Raw genomic sequence first — 18,521 nt, forward strand, 5'->3', positions numbered from 1 at the left:
TGAGTAACGGCAAGCACAGGCCCCGCGCAGCATCCCGGCCTCAGAACGTTCCCGAAAGGCGCAGGCCATAAGTGCGCGGCGCGGTGTAGCGCGCCACCGCGAAGCCGATGGGCGAGGACTGCGGCGTGGCGACGCGGCGCTTGTTCTCGATGTTCTGGACGAAGGCGCCGATCGAAAGCCCGCCGTCCGACAGGCGCAGCGTCAGGTTGGCGTCGGTCAGCCAGTAACCGCGGATCTTCTCGAAATCGAGATACTCGAATGCGCCGTATTGCGAGGACCGCCACGAAGTGTTGACGCTGCCGACCAGTTCGTAATCGTCGCCCAGCGGCACGACCTGTTCGGCGCCGAGGTTGACCGTCCACTTGGGCGAGAACAGCAGCGGGCGGCCCGAACAGTTGAACGCCAGGATCGGCGTTACCCCGTCGCTCAGGTAATCCCCGGTGGCGGAGGAAGGACAGTTGATGTTGTTGCGCGGCGAGGCGGTGGTAAGCGTCAGCTCCTTGTATTCGGTATCGAGATACTGGACCTTGGCCGAAAGCGTGGTGTTGCGCATCGGCTTGACCATCAGGTCCACGTCGAAGCCCTTGATGTCGGCGCGCCCGGCATTGTCGATGGTGTTGATCAGCACGGAATCCGGCGAGACCGTGAAGTAGTTGATCTGCTGGTCCTTGTACTTCCAGTAGAAGGCTTCGACGTTGAGCTGGACGTGGTCGTTGAGGAAACGGTTCTTCGAACCGATGGTATAGGCGGTGATGAATTCCGGGTTGTAGGTCGGATTGCCTTCGGAAAGCTGGAAGCCGCCCGCGCGGTAGCCTGTTTCGACCGAACCATAGAGCAGCGAATCCTTCGCCAGGTCGAACTCGGCTCCCACCTTCCACGTCCCGCGGCTGAAGTTGCCGGAATCGACCACCGGATAGTAGGTCTTGAGGATCAGGCCCGCGCCGCTGAGCAGCGGATAGACCTGATCGCTCGCCGCATCGGTGCTGCCCGGCGCGATATAGCCGTTCGCGATCAGCCAGTTCACGGTATCGCCGGTAGAGGTGAAATTCGGGAAGTTCGGGATATTGCCCGGCACCGCGCAACCCTGCCCGAAGGAATCGGGCGGCGTCACTGCCGGAATGCCGCCGCAGAAGGCGATGAAATTGTTGATGATCCCGTCGATCGACTTGTGATCGCGCGTATAGCGCAGGCCGCCGATCAGGCGGAAACTGTCGGTCAGGTTGGCGGTAAGCTGGCCGAAGCCCGCCAGGCTCCGGGTCTTGTGCGTGTAGTGCTGGATCGGCAGCACGAATTCCTGGTTGTATTCTCCGGTATTGCGGATCTTCTCGTCGAAGAAGAAGCCGCCGACCACGTAATCGAACATGCCGACCGTGCCCGCCAGCCGCGTTTCGAGGCTGAACTGGCGGTCCTTCTCATTCGTGTAGGCGGTGTTGAATGCGGGACCGTAGAAGAAGCTCTCGGCCTTGGTGTTGCGGTACGCAGGCAGGACGGTGAGCGTTCCGATGCCGGTGTCCAGCGTGACTTCGGCGTTGAGCCCCCAATAGGTCGCGTCGTTCATCTGCTGGCGGTTCATCGCCGTGAGGAACCCGAAGCCCGGAGCGCCGAGCTGGGTCTGCCGGTAGGCATTGGCGGCATCGGTGTTCAGCCCTTCCGAACTGTCGAACCCGGCAGGCGTGAAGGTGAATCCGGTCGCCCCCGGGGTGAACGAGCCGATGTAGCTCGATCCCGCGCCCACGCCGCCCACATGCGTGTAATCGCCGCCAAGACGGATGCTGAACCGGTCCGTCGGTTCGAACAGGAATTGCGCGCGCAGGCCGCTGCGATCGAGATCGTCGCTGCCGTCGCGGTTGTAGCCGTCATGGTACTGATGCGTCGCCGCCACGCGCAGCGCGGCATTTTCACCCAGCGCGAGATTGGCGAAACCCTCGGCGCCGACGGCGTCGTAATTACCCACAGTCAGGGTGAAGCCGCCGGAACTGCGGCCGAGTTCGGGCCGGTTGGGTATGATGTTCACCGCACCGCCGGTGGCATTGCGGCCATAGAGGATGCCCTGCGGCCCCTTCAGCACCTCCACGCGGGCAAGGTCGTAGAATGCCGAACCGAACGCCCCCGCCGCGCGGCCCAGCACAACGCCGTCATAACTGGGCGTGACGGCCGGATCGTTGTAGCTCGAATTGGTGATGTTGCCGACGCCGCGCAGGAATATCGAGGTGTTCGAACCGCCGCCGTTGGTCACCGTAAGCGCAGGCACCGCCTTGTTCAGCGCGTCCGCCTGGGTGATGCCCTGCTGCAGCAATCGATCTCCGCCCACGGCATCGATGGCGATGCCCGCATCCTGGAGCGTTTCGGCGCGGCGCTGGGCGGTGACGATGATGTCGCCAAGGCCGGAACTGTCCTGCGCCGGTGCAGCTTCCTGCGCGAGCGCGGGCATGGCGCCGCCGAAGACGGCGAGCATCATCACGGCCAGACTCGAGGAATGGAAAAGTCGATTGCGCATGGCGCTCCTCCCGATGTGTTTGTTCTTGCCGTCGGGGCTAGCCAAGCGGCCGGCGTTGGTCACACCGATTGTATCGATGGGCAGGCATTCACAGTTCGGATTTGTGTGACGACGCGGCCTCGCTACCTCTCGGGGCATGACACGGGAGAGCATCAGCAGCATCGCCACGGCACTTGTCGTGGGCGGGGGAATCGGCGGTATGGCCACAGCCATCAGCCTTGCGGAACGGGGCGTTCGGGTGGACCTGATCGACCTCGATCCGGAATGGCGGGTCTATGGCGCCGGCATCACGATAACCGGGCCGACCTTGCGCGCCTATCGGCGGCTCGGCCTGCTAGAGCAGATCAAGAAGGCAGGCGCCATCACCAACCGGACGCGGCTGTTCCGCCATGACGGAACCCACCTGCACGATCTCGACGAACCGGTGATCGAGGAAGGCCTGCCCGCAACCGGCGGGATCATGCGCCCCGTGCTCCACCGGATCATGCAGGCACGGGTCCGCGAACTGGAGATTCCCGTCCGTCTGGGCCTGACGGTCAACCATCTGGCAAGCGACGCCAGCGGTGTCGACGTGACGTTTTCCGATGGCACGAACGGCCGCTACGACCTCGTGGCGGGGGCCGACAGTGTCTATTCGACCGTGCGCGAACTCGCCTTCCCGCACATGGGCCCCGCCCAGCCGACCGGGCAGGGCTGCTGGCGCATCTCCATCCGCAAGCCGCCCGGCCTCGACGCCGGCGAATTCTTCCTCGGCCACGACAACCCCTGCGGCATCACCGCCTGCAGCCCGGACAACGTCTACATGTGGATGCTGACCCGGCACGAACCGCGCGAGAGCTTCATGGACGAGGAGGAACTCCACGCCGCGCTCAAGGCCCTGCTTGCAGACTTCGGCGGCAATGCCGGATGGATTCGCGACAACATGACCCGCGAGGACTGGATCAATTACCGCCCCCTCGCCGCGGCCCTGCAACCGCGCCCCTGGAGCCGGGGCCGGATCGTGCTGGTGGGCGATGCCGTTCATGCCACCACGCCGCACCTCGCCTCGGGCGCCGGGATGGCGGTGGAAAGCGGCATCGTCCTGGCCGAGGAACTGGCCAATGCCGACACGGTGGAAGCAGGTCTCGCCGCCTATGAGGAGCGTCGCTTCGACAGGTGCCGCGACGTGATCGAAAGCAGCATCGCCATCGGCAGGCTGCAACTGGAGCACGGGCCGCCCGAAGAACACAAGGCGCTGCTGGAAGGCGCGCTGACCCGGCTCAACGCCCCGTTCTGACGATCTATCGGGAACGCCCTGCACTGCTGCCTCGCGCGTGTCCGGCGGCGGCAGGGCAGCGCGTCGATCCCCCGGCAGCCGCGAATTCCCGCGCTTCGCGGGGCCGCGGAAAGGCACGTCTGCAACAAAGATGCGGCGGCAGCGATCCAAGGTGCTGCAAATCCCGCCATATCTTGATACCCTCTGCCCACGGCCGAACGCCCCCGAGATCAACCGGAAGGAGCAGAGGATGCCTCGCAAGCGCAACATCGCCCCCAGATGGCTCATGCCCCTGCTGCTCGCCGGTTCGATGGTGGCAGCGGGACTTGCGGCAACTCTCGTGTCATCCTTCCAGTAGGTGGGCGGCGAGCCGGCCATACCCCGCCACGCCGCCGGAGCGAGGAGCAGTGCTTGCCGCATCATACGCCCTTGATCGGAACCATCGTCGCCGGGCTGGTGGCGGCTTTCGCAATGGGGGCGCTGGCACACCGGCTGCGGATATCCCCGGTAGCAGGATACCTGTTCGCCGGAGTCCTCGTCGGCCCGTTCACCCCGGGCTTCGTCGCCAATTCCGCCCTCGCCAACGAACTGGCCGAAATCGGCGTCATCCTGCTGATGTTCGGCGTCGGCCTGCATTTTTCCTTGCGCGACCTGATGTCCGTGAAGGCCATCGCCGTTCCCGGCGCGGTGCTCCAGATCGCCGTGGCGACCGCGCTTGGCGCGGGCCTCGCGGTCCATCTCGGGTGGAGCCTTGCCGCGGGCCTGGTATTCGGACTGGCATTGTCGGTGGCGAGCACGGTCGTCCTGCTGCGCGCGTTGCAGGCCGGAAATCTGGTCGATACGGAAAGGGGGCGGATCGCCATCGGCTGGCTGATCGTCGAAGACCTCGCCATGGTGCTGGTGCTCGTCCTGCTGCCGGTGCTCGCCGGCATCCTGAACGGGGCGGCGGCGGATACCGCCAATCTCGCGAAGATCGTCGGCATCACCATCGCCAAGGTGGGCGGCTTCATTGCCCTGATGCTGATCGTCGGCAAGCGGGCGATCCCGGCCGCATTGCACTGGGCGGCCCATACCGGATCGCGCGAACTTTTCCGTCTGGCCGTTCTCGCCATCGCGCTCGGCGTGGCGTTCGGCGCGGCCTATGTCTTCGACGTTTCCTTCGCGCTGGGCGCCTTCTTCGCCGGCATGGTCATGGGCGAGCGGCAGTTGAGCCGCCGCGCGGCGGAAGAAACCCTGCCCCTGCGGGACGCCTTCGCCGTGCTGTTCTTCGTCTCGGTGGGGATGCTGTTCGACCCGGCGGTGCTGATCGAACGCACCGGCGCCCTGGCCGCGACCGTCCTTATCATCGTCATCGGCAAATCGGCCGTGGCGCTCGCGATCGTGCGCGCATTCGGCCACCCGCTCCAGACCGGGTTCGCAGTGGCTGCGGGCCTGGCGCAGATCGGCGAATTCTCCTTCATGCTGGCAGCCCTCGGCGTCCGCCTCGATCTCCTGCCCGAGGAAGGCCGCGACCTGATCCTCGCCGGGGCCATCCTGTCCATCCTGGCCAATCCGCTGATCTTCCGCCTGCTGGCAAGCCGTCACGCCATCGTGAAAGCCGCCGTGCCCACCGGCGCTTCCCCCACCGGCAACGGCGACCAGGCGCGTCGCGGCCATGTTATCCTCGTGGGCTACGGGAGGGTCGGAAAACTGGTTGCCGACGGCATGGGCTCCGGCAACCGGTCACTGGTGATCGTCGAGGAGCAGGACGATCTGGCGAAGGCGGCGCGGGAAACGGGGCTCGATCTGATCACCGGCAACGCGGCAACCGCAGACATACTCGACCAGGCCGGGATAAGGGACGCCAGCAAGCTGATCATCGCCATTCCCGAAGGCTTCGAAGGCGGCGTGATCGCGCAGCGCGCACGCCAGATCAATCCCGAGATCGAGATTCTCGCCCGCGCCCATTCGGATGAGGAAGTCGAGCATCTCAAGCAGGTCGGCGCGGATCACGTCGTCATGGGAGAGCGCGAAATCGCCCGAAGCCTGCTGACGCTGGCCTCGATCCGCAGGCCTCGGCCGGCTTGAACAACCGGGCGCCGGGATATCGGTGCTCAGGGCAACGCTTCCCGCGCCGCCTGGCGAATCTCGCGCGGCGAGGCGGCGAGGCTGCTCCGCGCAAAGCGCGACATGACCGACTGCTCGGCGAAGCCCAGCTTCTCCGATATGCGGCTGAGCGGCAGGTCGGTCTGCTGGAGGTAATAGAGCATGAAGTCCCGGCGGACCTCGTCCTTGATCGATTGGAAGCTGATGCTTTCTTCGTGAAGACGCCGGTGCAGGGTGCGCGGATGAAGGTTGAGATGGCGGGCGACATCGTCGTTCCCGCAGCGACCGGTCCAGAGCAGTTGCATCACCACGCCGCGTACTTGCGCATGGACCGGCGGGCGCTGTTGCCGGAACCGGCGGGAAACATGCTCGGTCACGTCGCGCAGGCCCTGCCGGTCGGCATCGGCGACCGGACTTTCAAGATCGCCCACCGTGAAGACCACGCCGTCCTCGTTCTGGCAGAAACGCACTTCGCAGCCGAAATGCTCGCGGTAGACTTTCGCGGGGGACAAAGCCTGGTGGCGAAAGTGGACGCGGCGCGCGCCAACGCGCTGCCCGGTGATCGCGCGGGCGCCCAGGTGTCCGGCCAATAGCACCTGCTCGATCGCCTGGCTGCGCGCCGGCAAATCCTCGGCCAGCAGTTCGTGGCCCATGAAGACATGCTGCCCACCGGCGGATCGCCCCATCCAAACCCGCGCGGCAAGACTGTGCGCGGCATTGTGCGTGGCGGCATAGGACAGCGCGTCACCGAACCGCAGGACGCTGCGCATGGCTGCACCGAGCGGCCCGAACACATCCACGCCGCCCTGCCGCTGCGCAAGACGCAGGCCGAAATCCGGCCGGTCCAGCACGTCCGCCGCCCGGCCCACGACTTTCAGCCATTGCCCGCACGTTATCGCCCCGGCCCGGTCGCAGGCTTCCTCGTCCAGCCCGACCGCGCACAAGAGGGACTGCGGATCGCCGCCCAGATCGCGCACGACCTGCGGAAAATGGCGCAGCAGCCGCGCCTGGATCACCTGCGTTCCCGCATCCGGCGTGCCATCGACGAAAGGCTCCCGCATCTTCTTCGCCGCTCCCGACCGACTCAGCGCAGGGCCGCACCCCGCCGCTTATGGCTGCAAGAGATGCTCCTGCCTGCAAGGCAGGGTCAACGCGGAGGGCAACGCCTTGGCGATGGCGTCAGCCCCGCCGTATCACGAGCGCGTGGGAATGCGGAACCGCTCCACGTAATCGGCGAATTCCCGCCTCACCCCGGCGGCATCGAGGCCGTAGTCCTCCAGCCGATATTCATGCCGGCCGTGCTTGCCCTTGGGATTGTCGGCGAGGAAAGCGGTCATCGCCGCTTCCGCCCGCGCCGTCAGCGGTTCGCCGAAATGATCGTAAAGCCGCTTCATCTGGCCCACCGGATCGCGCATCTGCGCATCGTACTGGATATCGAAGATCGCGTCCGCGCCGTGTTTCGCGCGGTATGCATCCTGCCGGGCGATCATGAGGTGGAATATCTCCACCATCTGCGCGCCGATGGCATGGGCGTCCACCGTGTCGCTGTACATTCGCCGCACCGCGTGGATGAGGCTGCATGCCGAGCCCACCACTTCCACCGGATCGCGGTGAGTCATGACAAGCTGCGCATCGGGATAGACTTCGGTCAGCTCGTCCAGAAACAGCGGATGCCAGGGATTCTTCAACGTCCAGCGCCCGGGCGCCTCGGCCTGAAGGCATTGCAGCAGACGCTTGTGATAACGGAAGGCCGGGCGATAGTCGGCCTCGTGCAGGAACCACTGCCGATAGCCGGGAACATGGGCCTGCGCCTCGTAGACTTGCGCGCAGAACGAAGGCGCCATGGCGAACTGACACTCGGTCGGGCTGTCGGAATCTTCATGGTGGATCGCGGCGATATGGGGGGCGGCGCCGATCGCGCGCGCCATCTGCGCCTGCATCCGCTCGAAACGCGGGCCGGCGGACAGTTCGTCGCTGCGCGGCGGCGGCACCGGGTCGAACGCTTCCCAGCGCAGGAAACAACGGCGGTCCGGGTCGGCGGCCAGCAGGTTGATGGTCAGTGTCGTGCCGGTGCGGGGCAGGCCGAAGACGAACATCGGCTTTTCGACCGGACGCTCCAGCAGTTCGGGATGACGCGCCAGCCAGTCTTCCACTTTCATCCGGCCCGCCAGCGCCGAGACCAGCGAGCCGATGGAGCGCTGCCGGCCCGCTTCGGTAAGCGCAGCCTCGTTCTGGTAATCCTCCAGCAGGATCGCGAGGCCCGACAGGACCGCCTCGTCGCCAAAGTCGTTAAGGCCCGTCTCCGCGCTTGCCGCCGCAATGATGTCCTCGACCTTCACCCGCTTGTCCCCTCACCTTCCTCTGCCGCGTCGTGCGCGCGGTTCGAAGGCCGGGTCTAGCCGCAGCAGCCGGCACTTTTCTTGACCGATAAGGACATCGCACCAGAACGCGCAGGCGCGATACCCCCGCCTCCCGGAAGAGGCGGGGGCAAGGAAGCGCCGTCAGGAAACCGGCAGCACCACCGGCGCGCCCGGCGCGTCGCGCAGACGCAGGTAGAACTTGCCGTCGCGCGCCGCGGGCACCTGAAGCGCAGAGCCCGTGAAGCCCTGCGCCACGTTCACCGCCGGATCGAGGGCAGGCGAAAGCCCCACCGCATCGATCAGGAACAGGTCGCTGCCCCTGATCGTGCAGTTCGCGTCCCGCTCCGCCCCGCCGCACGATACACCGTCGATATGCGGAAGCCGCGCCAGCGTGACCAGCGGCTGCCAGTCGCCGGCATCGCCGCCGCGCACCAGCCGGAAGCGAAGCGGACCGAACGTGGAAGGCGGCAGCGTTTCGGGGTCGAACGAGGCAACCAGGACTTGCGGCCCTGCAACTTTCAATCCCTTGCCTGCCGAAAGCCGCACCGGCTCGCCGCCGCTCGCGGGCGCCACCTCGATCACGTCGGCAGGGGTCAGCGGCGCTGCATCGCTGCGAACCGAGAACACCATGCGGCCGTTGTCCGGCAGCAGGTCTTCTCCGGGAAGGCCCAGCACCCTGCCCCCCGCCGCTACCGGCCCGGGTTCGATGGTCTTGCTGAGCAGGTTCACGCGCGGCCGCGCCTCGGCCAGCGTAATCGGGACCGAAACGGTGCGCCCGCCGCGCAGCCTGATGCGCGCGGCCGCATCCCCGGGTATCTCGGGCACGGTTTGGGAGGCGCCCTCCGGCAACTTCTGCCCTTTGGACCTCGCCAGCCTGAGGCGGTCTACCGTCCCGTCGCGGGTCAGGCCGTCAGGCTTGAGCGTGAGACCGGCAAGTTCGGCGCTGTCCACCTGGTCGAGCCGCTGGCCGGTCAGCACGCCCCAGTCATCCCCGGCATGGATCACCAGACCGTCGACCCGGCTCGCCTGGACATCGGCCCGCAGCGCGATCGTCGAAGGCTGGGCAGTGCCGCGCACCTTCACTTCCACGCTCATCTCGCCCGGCTTGCGGCCCGCCAGCGGCAGGGTGAGCGCCAGACCGTCCTTGCCCTGCACTTTCCACTCGACCGACTGCGCGCTGCCACCTTGCCGCAAAGTCACCGATTCCACGCAGGACGGCGCGGCGCCCGTCAGTACCAGCGGATTATCCCGTCCGACGACCAGCGTGGGCATCTCGGCGTTCTTGTCGCCGCCCGCCACCTGCCAGCCGCCGCCATCGGGCTTCTGGAGGAGGAAGTCCGGCCCTTCGAAGCGATCGAAGCCCCAGTAGCCGTAGACGTGGGCGCGCAAGGTTCCGGTAAAGGCGGCAGGCAGTTCCCCGCCCGCAAGGACATAGCCGCCTCGGTCCGCCCGTGCTTCGAGGGGGACGTCCACCGTCTGCCCCGAAGGCGCGGTGAGGGTAACTTTCATCTCCCGCGCATAAGCGGTCGAATAGATCAGCGGCGCCCCTTCCACCGGCAGCAGCGTGCCCTGCGCGCCGCCGGCCTGAACCGCGCAGACCGGATCGTTGGCGCTCGTGCGCAGGCGGGGCGGGCTACCGGATTCGATGGCCGGCATGGCGATCACCATGACCGATTTGGGCTTTTCAAACGAAGGCGCGGTGTTCAGCAGCAGGCCTGTACGGTCGCCCTTGCGCACGCTCAGCGTCGGCAGGTAGCTGAACTGCGGATTGGAAAAGGCGCCGAATATCTTCGCGATATCCCGCGCCACCCCGATATAGGCGCTGTAATAGCCATAGCCCGCTTCGCGCGTGGCGCTCAACTGCAGGGCAAGGTCCGTCGGTGCGCCGGTCAGCGTTTCCGCCACCGAACTGGTGTGGACGTCCGCCAACACCAGCGTTTCCCGGTTTTCGAGCAGGCATGACGCCTGAAGCTCGATCACTTTCGAGAGGCATTCCTCGTTCAGCTTCATCGACAGGCTGCGCGCCAGCGTCGGTGCCACGCTGCGCAGGAACTCGGGGTGATAATTGTCCTGCGCCCGGATCGCCGCCATGAAGGCATCGAGGCGGGAATGGTCGAGCGAGGCCTGGTTGAGGTCCTGCGTGGCGCGGACGAATTCGCCCGGCTTGCCGCGCACGGCATCCACCAGCGTCCCTTCCGCGCCGCCTGTATCGGGGACCAGGAACATGACCATCTGGCGCGCATTCTTCGGCACCGTCAGCGCCAGCGCCTTGTTCTTTTCCTTGTCCCTCCAGGTCTCGGCGATCTTGATCCAGTCCTTGGGCGGCGGATTGGTCGCGCCGCGCAGGAAAGCGGACACCATCAGGAATTTCGCGCCCTGATCCTCCGGCAGGTCCGCATGGATCGACAGCATGTCCCCCTCGGCAAGGCTGGGCACTTGCGCAATGGGCAGCGTTTCCTTGCCGCGCGTCACCTGGATACGCAGGCCGGGGCCGTTCAGTTCGAACGGCGCGGGATCGGCGGCGACCGCCGTGGACGAGGCCAGCATCGCGGCCATCGGCAGGGCCAGAGCCCCCGCATTGAGAGCCCATGAAGTGAGACGCGAAGGGCGTGCGCGGTTCTTCCCGGCAATGGGCAATGGCATTTTCCTGTTATCCGGCATCAAATTACGTCGCCCTTCCCCGCCTTTCCCACAACAGCGCCCTCCCGCCAAGCACGCGAAGGCCCATCGCCTCGTCGCAAAAACGAACATAAAGGGAACATTTCGTTTGAAAAGCCCTTCGGCATGGGACAGGCTCCGGCTGCAAGAGCTGCGCTTACGCTTAGCTGAACGCATGAGGAAAAGGTCTGGTTCAATGCCCCCGCTCGATATCGCCGAAAAGCTGACGATCCTCGCGGATGCGGCGAAATACGATGCGTCGTGCTCCTCTTCGGGCGTCAGGAAGCGGGATTCGCGTGGCGGCAAGGGGATCGGCTCCACGCTGGAAGGCGGCGGCATCTGCCATGCCTATGCGCCGGACGGGCGCTGCATCAGCCTGCTCAAGATACTGCTGACCAACAGCTGCATCTTCGATTGCCACTACTGCATCAACCGCAAGTCCTCCAACGTGCGCCGCGCCCGCTTCACCGCGAAGGAAGTGGTGGACCTCACGCTCGACTTCTACCGCCGCAACTATATCGAGGGGCTGTTCCTATCCTCGGGCATCATCCACACGCCCGACTATACGATGGAGCAGATCGTCGAAGTGGCCCGCTCCCTGCGGGAAGACCACGATTTTCGCGGCTACATCCACCTCAAGACCATTCCCGACGCCGACCCCGAACTCGTGGCGCGGGCCGGGCTCCATGCCGATCGGGTATCGATCAACGTGGAACTGCCGACCGCCGGCGGCCTCCAGCGCCTCGCACCCGAAAAGTCGCAGGCGCGGATCGAAGGTGCGATGGGGACCATGCGCTCGGCGATCGAGGAGGGAGCCGACGCCAGTCGGCGGTTCCGCTCCGCCCCCACCTTTGCGCCCGCCGGACAATCGACCCAGATGATCGTCGGCGCCGACGCCGCGACCGACCGCGACATCGTGTCCCGCGCCGCCGCGCTCTACGACCGTTTCGATCTCAGGCGCGTCTATTACTCCGCCTTCAGCCCGATCCCGGACGCCAGCGTCGTCCTGCCGCTCCAGCGCCCGCCGCTGATGCGCGAACACCGGCTCTACCAGTCGGACTGGCTCATGCGGTTCTACCAGTACACGCCGCAGGAAGTCGGCGCGGCGGTCGATCCGGCCACGGGGATGCTCCCGCTGGACATCGATCCCAAGCTGGCCTGGGCGCTACGCTTTCGCGATCGTTTCCCGGTGGACGTCAACCGCGCCCCGCGCGAACTGCTGCTGCGCATCCCCGGCCTCGGGGTGAAGGCGGTGGATGCCATCGTCTCGGCGCGCCGCTGGCGGACCCTGCGACTGGACGACGTGGCGCGCATGACCGTTTCGGTGAAGAAGCTGCGGCCGTTCATCGTCACGGCAGACTGGCGGCCCACCGGGCTGATCGACAGGGCCGACCTTCGCGCGCTCGTCGCTCCGCCCGCCACGCAGCTGGAACTGTTCGCGGCCTGACCATGCGGATGGTACGCCTTGATGCCGAAGATGACTTCGATGGCTGGCGCGCCGCCGCCCGCATGCTCGCGGCAGAGCGCATAGCCGCGAACGAGGTACTCTGGCAGATCGGCGACCGGCCGGTGGACCTGTTCGGGGGAGAGCCGATTGCCGTGGACGCCGCGCAGGCGCCGCCGATGCGGGTTTCCAGGGCGTTCTTCGATCTTGCGCGTGATGCGGCGCTTCACAGCGAGCCCGAGCGTTTCGCGCTGCTCTATGCCCTGTTGCTGCGCCTGCTGGACCAGCCGCACCTGCTGCAGGACCGTGCCGACCGGCCCCTGCGCCGCCTGGAGGGTCTCGCGCAGAACGTGCGGCGCGACATCCACAAGATGCATGCCTTCCTCCGCTTCCGCGAACTGCCGGATGGAGACGGCACGCGGTTCGTCGCCTGGTACGAGCCCGAGCACCACATATTGCGTCGCAATGCCGCCTTTTTCGTGGAACGCTTCACCAACATGCGCTGGTCGATCCTGACCCCGCGGGGTGCGCTCCACTGGGATGGCGCCCTGCTGACCGAGGGACCTCCTGCACAGCGCGGCGACGCACCTGGCGACGATCCGGTGGAAGGGGTCTGGAAGGCCTATTACAGCGCCATCTTCAATCCGGCGCGGGTCATGCCGCGCGCCATGCTCAAGGAAATGCCGCGCAAGTACTGGCGAAACATGCCCGAGACCGCGCTGGTCCCGCAACTGATCGCCGGTGCCCGCAAGCGCGAACTGGCGATGATCGAGCAGGATCGGGCCGGGCCGCCGCGCCAGCTGGATACTCCGACCATACGATCAAGGGGGGCAGGCGGAGATGATGCGCTCGAGCTGCTGCGTCAGGAGGCGACCGCCTGTCGCCGCTGCCCGCTCTGGCAACCGGCGACCCAGACCGTATTCGGCGAAGGACCGCACGATGCCGAGATCATGATCGTGGGCGAACAGCCCGGCGACCGGGAAGATATCGTGGGCCGCCCGTTCATGGGCCCGGCCGGCGAAGTCTTCGACCGGGCCATGGCGGCGGCGGGGATCGACCGTGCCCGCGCCTACGTCACCAATGCGGTAAAGCACTTCAAGTTCGAGCCGCGCGGCAAGCGCCGCCTTCATGCCCGTCCCCATGCGGGCGAAGTCGAGGCCTGCCGCTGGTGGATCGATCAGGAACGCGCCATCGTGCGCCCCAGACTGGTGATCGCGATGGGGGCCACGGCGGCCCGGTCGCTCACCGGCAAGGCGATGACGATCGGACAGGAGCGCGGCCGGGCAGTGCCGCTGGCGGACGGTACGCCTTGCTGGATCACCGTCCACCCCAGCTATCTGCTGCGCCTTCCTCCCGAGGCCGACGCCGATGCCGAATTCGCCCGCTACGTCGCCGATTTGCGTAAAGCCGCCAGCAGCCTCGTCCAGGCAGCCTGACGCCGCGCGGCACCGAAGGTGGTCCGCTGCCACCCTTGGGGAACTGGCCCGGCCGCCAGGCCAGACCCGCGCGCGCACGGACTAGGAGGTATCATAAGCCTTGTGCCTTCGCATATAAGGGCACTCTTCAGAGACAGCGTTCGGATGCAGACGGCCGCAGCGCCCCACACCAACTCCTCCAGACTCATCGAGCCCGCGCTGAATTTCTAAGCATTATCGCGCAATTCCGGCGAACGCCGCCATAAATCTCGCTAGAATCATGGGACCCACTAGCCCTAGGCAGAGAACGGCAGGGCGATTAAACAGTGCCCTTTTCCGTTAGACTCATTCGCGGCAATCACGCACAACGCCTTGCACAAGATGTCGCAGCAAGCGGCGCTTATGAAATGGGAGAGCTGGATTGGAACAGCTTGAAACGGCAGGCGCGGAGTGGCGCCGCCATTGGCCGATGGTCCTTGCGGCCTGCATCGGCTTTTCGTTCATGTCGTTCATGACGGCCGCTGCCGGCGTGTTCATGGACCCGCTCGCGGCGGAATTTCACTGGGGGCGAACCGAACTCTCCGCCGGCATGGCGATCGCCTCGCTGCTGTCCATCCTCTGCTCTCCCTTCATCGGCATTCTGATAGACCGGCACGGCTCGCGCCGCCTTGCGCTGCCCGGCCTTGTGTTGACGAGCCTGGCAATCGCGGCGTTTTCGCAGGTCAACGGCTCCATCCCCCAATGGCTTGCACTGTGGGTGATATGGGGCGTTGTCGCGCTTCTGGTGCAATCCACCCTCTGGTCCGCCGCAATCGCCAGCGTGTTCAGGGTGGGGCGCGGGCTGGCGCTTGGCGTAACGATGTCGGGCACGGCGCTGGCGCAAGTCGTCGCCCCGCCGCTTTCCAACGCGCTAATCGAGGCATTCGGCTGGCGCACCGCCTATATCGCCCTCGGCCTGGGCTGGGGCGGACTGGCGCTGGTCCTCTCGGCCCTGTTCCTTTTCGACGTGCGCGATCAGGCGCGGCGCAGGCAGTCGCAGGGCAAAGGGCCGCCCGAGGCCGCTCCGGACCTGCCCGGCCTCGGCATCGGGCAGGCATGGCGCGACATATCGCTCTGGAAAGTCGCCGTAGCGACGTTCCTCGTCCTGACCGTGACCATTGCCGTCGTCGTCCACCAGTTCCCCATTCTGGTCGAGGCGGGCATGAGCCGCTCGCAGGCAGCCTGGCTCGTCAGCCTTTCCGGGGTTGCGGGCGTGATGGGCAAGCTGGTCTCCGGCACGCTCATCGACCGGTTCCATGCGCGCACCGTGGGCGGCATCACCCTGGCATCGACCGCCGTGGGATGGCCTTTGCTCATGCAGGGCATCGCAACGCCTGTCACCATCGTCATCGGCATCATGATCAGCGGCTATGCGGCAGGCACCAAGATCCAGCTCTGCAGTTACCTGACCGCCCGGTACGCCGGGATGCGGCACTATGGAACGATCTTCGGCTTCATGACCAGCGTGATCGCGCTCGCCTCCGCCATCGGGCCGCTCGCTGCGGGCCTCTCCTACGATCGCTACGGCAGCTACACCCCGTTGCTGCTCGCCGGTGTCGCGATCTCGCTCATCTCCGGGGGGCTGGTCTTCAGCCTGCGGCCCTATCCTGAATGGCGCGCGGCGACGGCAGCGCCCGCCTGAAGCCTGGCCTTACGGCGGCCCGATCAGTCGCCAGCCGCTTCTTCCGCCTTCATCTGAAAGCGCGCGCGAATGCGGCGGGCCCAGACCTTGCGGCTATACTGGCTGGCGATGCCTGCGAGTTCCGCGTCACCCTGCATCAGGGCCCCGAACTCCATCAGCCGGGCATTGCGCCAGCTTTGCACGAAACGGCGATGCTCGGGCGAAACATCGTCGACTGCCGGGCCTTGATAAGTCCTGCGCGAGAAAGCCACGTTGATGTCGAAGACAAGCTTTATATAAGCGCTGTCGGCAAGCTCGAAGACGACATCCTGGGTTTCGCGTTCCAGTTCGCGCACGTCGTCGAAACTTGCATCGTCGCGAAGCGCGTGCGTCCGTTCGACCAGCGACGCGATACCGGCGGCGATCCTGTCGTGAGGAGCGCGGGCCGCCTTGCGCATGGCTTCCACCCATAACGCAGTGGCGATTGCCGTGACATCCTCCGGCGGCACATCCATCATCGACAGGTACATCGAAACGATGGATTCGATCGTCGTCGCGTCGGGCCGGGACGCGAAATAGCCGCCGTTGTTGCCCCGGCGCACGGCCAGAAACCCTTCGCGCTCCACCAGCCGTGCGGCCTGCCGCACGGTGGCGCGGGCGAAGCCCAGCTCGGAAATCAGCGCCTCTTCGCGCCCGATATAGGCTCCCGGCTCACGGGCGAGGACGATCTCCCTGAGCTTGTCGGCGGCAGCGTCGAGCGCCGTTCTGCTTTTGCGCATGTTCATTCCACCATCTCACAACACGAAAGCCATGAGCGCGTCCAGCCTGTTCGTGGCGGCGATGGCAAGGAAGCATAGGCTGCTTGACAGCCTTTGAGTATCCTATTTAAGACTTATCGCAATAAGAGTCGGGGTGCAAAAAGGCATCTGGCAATCATTCAGGACTCATTTTGGAGAGAGGCATGTCACGTCTTCCTTGGGACATGAGCGGCCGCGTCGTCGTCATATCGGGCGGCAACGCCGGCATCGGTCTGGGCTTCGCACGCGGCATCGCGCGAGCGGGCGGCGATCTGGTCATCTGGGGCCGCCGCCAGGACAGGAATGAAGAGGCGGCACGCGAACTCGCCGAGTTCGGGGGGCGCATCTTCACCCAGGAAGTCGACGTTGCCGACGAAGCCCGCGTGGTGGAGGCCTTTGCCGAAGCCACTGCGCAAATGGGCCGGGTGGACGGCGCCATCGCCAATGCGGGCCTGATGAAGAACCAGGGCTGCTTCACCAACATGACAGGCGAGGCCTGGCATGACCTGCTTTCGGTCAACCAGCACGGCGCGTTCTATCTCGCCCGCGAAGCCGCCCGCCACATGCGCACCCGCGCCGAAGCCGGCGACCCGGGCGGTTCGATCCTGTTCTGCGCCAGCCTTTCCGCCGTGACCGGCTCGATCGGAATGCAGCACTACAACGCCTCGAAGGGTGCCATGGCCGCGCTCGCACGCGGAATCGCGGTCGATATGGGCAAGTACGGCATTCGCGCCAACACCGTCTGCCCCGGCTATACCGAAAGCGAGACAGTGAAGGATCAGGGGCCGGACTCACCGCTGGGCAGCCAGGTGCGCGAACGCTGCCCGATCCCGCGCTTCGGCAACCCGTCCGATTTCGAAGGCATCGGCGTCTACTTCATGAGCGACGCATCGCGCTATCACACCGGCGACCTTGTCCGCGTCGACGGGGGCTGGATGGCCAATGCCGGCAAGCTCAACACTTCGGCGGAGCGCAGGGCATGAGCACCGACGTCAAAAAGGATACTGAAACGGTGCGGACCAGTGTCTTCCGCGTAGAGCAGTTCCGCGATCCGCAGATTTCGCCCGAACGCCGCGCAGAACTCGAAGCGGCCGAAGCCGAACCTCTCGACATGACGGTAGAAGGCGTACTGGCAGAAGCCGCCGCGCAGACCGGCCTTTCCGACTTCGGCCCGATGGACTTCACCGAGCGCCTCGGCGCGCTTCTTGGCGAAGTCTCCGCAAACGGGAACCTGTGGCGCTTCGCCAAGGCGCAGTTCCGCGCCGCCTGCGTGAAGCAGGCCGCAAACCGCCTCAAGAACAAGGCCTTCCTCGACAGCCATCCGGGCGTCGAGGACGAGGTGATCGATCGTCCGATCATCATCGTCGGCCTGCCGCGTTCGGGAACGACTCACCTCGAGAACCTGATCGCGGCCGACCGCCGGCTGCGGCACCTTCCGGTCTATCTCGGCTCCGAAGCGGTCCTGGCACCCGGCGAGACGGCCGGCCCCGATGGGCTGGACCCGCGCTGGACCCGTTCGGCCGCGCACTGGGACCGGATGAAGCAGAACGCCATCATGGCCGCCATGCATGAACACTCACCCGACCATGCCTGCGGCGAGAACGAGCTGCAGATGCCGGACTTCACCACATACCAGTGGGAATGGATGGCCGAAGTCCCCGCCTGGCGCGACTACCTGCTGCGCCACGACCAGACGCAGCACTATGCCTATGGCAAGCGGATGCTGAAGGCGATCGCGCATCAGTTCCCGTCCGACCGGCGCTGGATCCTCAAGGGTAACCAGCATAGCGAGCAACTCCCCGCACTCGTCGCGAATTATCCGGATGCCTATGTCGTCCAGATCCACCGCGATCCGCTGGCCTTGCTGCAATCGGTGCTGACGATGCGGGGGCTGTCCGTGCTCGTCCACCAGAAGCACCCGCAAATCCAGGCTCACGTCGCCTACTGGGTGGACCGCATAGAACAGATGCTGCGCGCCTACCTGCGCGACATGGACCGGGTCCCCGAAGGCCGGCGGCTCGACATCCTGTTCGCAGACGTGATCGCGGACGATATCGGCACCGCGCAAAAGGTGCTGGAATTCGCCGGGCTGCCTTCCAGCGCCGAAAGCGTCGGGGACATGCGCGGCTACATGGACAGCCACCCGCGCGGAAAGGACGGCCGGGTGGTCTACGACCTGGCGGGAGACTTCAACCTCGATATCCCGAGCCTGCGCCAGCGCTTCGCGTTCTACACGGACCGCTTCCCGGTAAAACAGGAAGTGAAATGACCCGCAAGCTCAGCCGGTGGGATGCGAATTCGCACAGCGAGCTCGCGTACATCGCGCTGCTGACGATGCCGACTCAGACAG

The 18,521-nt window shown here is 66.0% G+C and carries 12 protein-coding genes; 7 read left to right on the plus strand and 5 right to left on the minus strand.

The features are described 5' to 3' along the window. Positions 1-40: 40 nt before the first annotated feature. A complete protein-coding gene (locus ACLIMP_RS24380; protein WP_443478527.1) occupies positions 41-2,497 on the minus strand; it encodes a TonB-dependent receptor in 2,457 nt (818 codons plus the stop codon). 136 nt (positions 2,498-2,633) lie between these two features. On the opposite strand from ACLIMP_RS24380, the gene ACLIMP_RS24385 reads away from it, so the two are divergent. Next, positions 2,634-3,773, plus strand: a complete 1,140-nt coding sequence (locus tag ACLIMP_RS24385; RefSeq protein WP_324699182.1) for an FAD-dependent monooxygenase — start codon at positions 2,634-2,636, stop codon at positions 3,771-3,773. A gap of 390 nt (positions 3,774-4,163) precedes the next feature. Beyond that, a complete protein-coding gene (locus ACLIMP_RS24390) occupies positions 4,164-5,819 on the plus strand; it encodes a cation:proton antiporter domain-containing protein (RefSeq protein WP_054438048.1) in 1,656 nt (551 codons plus the stop codon). Positions 5,820-5,845: 26 nt separating this feature from the next. On the opposite strand, the gene ACLIMP_RS24395 is transcribed toward ACLIMP_RS24390, so the two are convergent. The 3 genes from ACLIMP_RS24395 to ACLIMP_RS24405 all read right to left on the minus strand — a co-directional run bounded on the left by ACLIMP_RS24395 (position 5,846) and on the right by ACLIMP_RS24405 (position 10,753). After that, a complete protein-coding gene (locus ACLIMP_RS24395; protein WP_054438050.1) occupies positions 5,846-6,898 on the minus strand; it encodes an AraC family transcriptional regulator ligand-binding domain-containing protein in 1,053 nt (350 codons plus the stop codon). Between the two features lie 132 nt (positions 6,899-7,030). Continuing rightward, on the minus strand, positions 7,031-8,176 hold the full coding sequence (locus ACLIMP_RS24400) for a sulfotransferase family protein (RefSeq protein WP_185999246.1): 1,146 nt from the start codon (positions 8,174-8,176) through the stop codon (positions 7,031-7,033). 162 nt (positions 8,177-8,338) lie between these two features. Next, positions 8,339-10,753, minus strand: a complete 2,415-nt coding sequence (locus tag ACLIMP_RS24405) for a hypothetical protein (RefSeq protein WP_443478923.1) — start codon at positions 10,751-10,753, stop codon at positions 8,339-8,341. Between the two features lie 298 nt (positions 10,754-11,051). On the opposite strand from ACLIMP_RS24405, the gene ACLIMP_RS24410 reads away from it, so the two are divergent. The 3 genes from ACLIMP_RS24410 (at position 11,052) to ACLIMP_RS24420 (ending at position 15,395) form a co-directional block, all read left to right on the plus strand. Then, positions 11,052-12,302 carry a putative DNA modification/repair radical SAM protein gene (locus tag ACLIMP_RS24410; RefSeq protein WP_054438057.1) on the plus strand — a complete coding sequence of 417 codons (1,251 nt, stop codon included), beginning with the start codon at positions 11,052-11,054 and terminating at the stop codon, positions 12,300-12,302. 2 nt (positions 12,303-12,304) lie between these two features. Beyond that, positions 12,305-13,735, plus strand: a complete 1,431-nt coding sequence (locus tag ACLIMP_RS24415; RefSeq protein ID WP_443478528.1) for a UdgX family uracil-DNA binding protein — start codon at positions 12,305-12,307, stop codon at positions 13,733-13,735. A gap of 400 nt (positions 13,736-14,135) precedes the next feature. Next, positions 14,136-15,395 carry an MFS transporter gene (locus ACLIMP_RS24420; RefSeq protein ID WP_443478529.1) on the plus strand — a complete coding sequence of 420 codons (1,260 nt, stop codon included), beginning with the start codon at positions 14,136-14,138 and terminating at the stop codon, positions 15,393-15,395. A gap of 23 nt (positions 15,396-15,418) precedes the next feature. Here ACLIMP_RS24420 and ACLIMP_RS24425 read toward each other — a convergent pair whose 3' ends face one another. Beyond that, on the minus strand, positions 15,419-16,153 hold the full coding sequence (locus tag ACLIMP_RS24425; RefSeq protein ID WP_443478530.1) for a FadR/GntR family transcriptional regulator: 735 nt from the start codon (positions 16,151-16,153) through the stop codon (positions 15,419-15,421). A gap of 182 nt (positions 16,154-16,335) precedes the next feature. Here ACLIMP_RS24425 and ACLIMP_RS24430 point away from each other — a divergent pair, with 182 nt between their 5' ends. Together ACLIMP_RS24430 and ACLIMP_RS24435 are read left to right on the plus strand one after the other, a co-directional pair. Further along, positions 16,336-17,154, plus strand: a complete 819-nt coding sequence (locus ACLIMP_RS24430; RefSeq protein WP_132469754.1) for an SDR family NAD(P)-dependent oxidoreductase — start codon at positions 16,336-16,338, stop codon at positions 17,152-17,154. Continuing rightward, on the plus strand, positions 17,151-18,440 hold the full coding sequence (locus ACLIMP_RS24435) for a sulfotransferase family protein (RefSeq protein WP_207906141.1): 1,290 nt from the start codon (positions 17,151-17,153) through the stop codon (positions 18,438-18,440). The genes ACLIMP_RS24430 and ACLIMP_RS24435 overlap by 4 nt, the downstream gene beginning before the upstream one ends. Positions 18,441-18,521: the final 81 nt, after the last annotated feature.

The organism is Novosphingobium aeonii, assembly GCF_052279045.1.
Taxonomy (GTDB): domain Bacteria; phylum Pseudomonadota; class Alphaproteobacteria; order Sphingomonadales; family Sphingomonadaceae; genus Novosphingobium.

Coding starts and splice junctions, on each gene's coding strand:
- ACLIMP_RS24410 (WP_054438057.1), top strand. CDS start 11,052: ATGCCCCCGCTCGATATCGCCGAAAAGCTGACGATCCTCGCGGATGCG.
- ACLIMP_RS24425 (WP_443478530.1), bottom strand. CDS start 16,153: ATGCGCAAAAGCAGAACGGCGCTCGACGCTGCCGCCGACAAGCTCAGG.
- ACLIMP_RS24405 (WP_443478923.1), bottom strand. CDS start 10,753: ATGGCCGCGATGCTGGCCTCGTCCACGGCGGTCGCCGCCGATCCCGCG.
- ACLIMP_RS24430 (WP_132469754.1), top strand. CDS start 16,336: ATGTCACGTCTTCCTTGGGACATGAGCGGCCGCGTCGTCGTCATATCG.
- ACLIMP_RS24380 (WP_443478527.1), bottom strand. CDS start 2,497: ATGCGCAATCGACTTTTCCATTCCTCGAGTCTGGCCGTGATGATGCTC.
- ACLIMP_RS24385 (WP_324699182.1), top strand. CDS start 2,634: ATGACACGGGAGAGCATCAGCAGCATCGCCACGGCACTTGTCGTGGGC.
- ACLIMP_RS24415 (WP_443478528.1), top strand. CDS start 12,305: ATGCGGATGGTACGCCTTGATGCCGAAGATGACTTCGATGGCTGGCGC.
- ACLIMP_RS24395 (WP_054438050.1), bottom strand. CDS start 6,898: ATGCGGGAGCCTTTCGTCGATGGCACGCCGGATGCGGGAACGCAGGTG.
- ACLIMP_RS24435 (WP_207906141.1), top strand. CDS start 17,151: ATGAGCACCGACGTCAAAAAGGATACTGAAACGGTGCGGACCAGTGTC.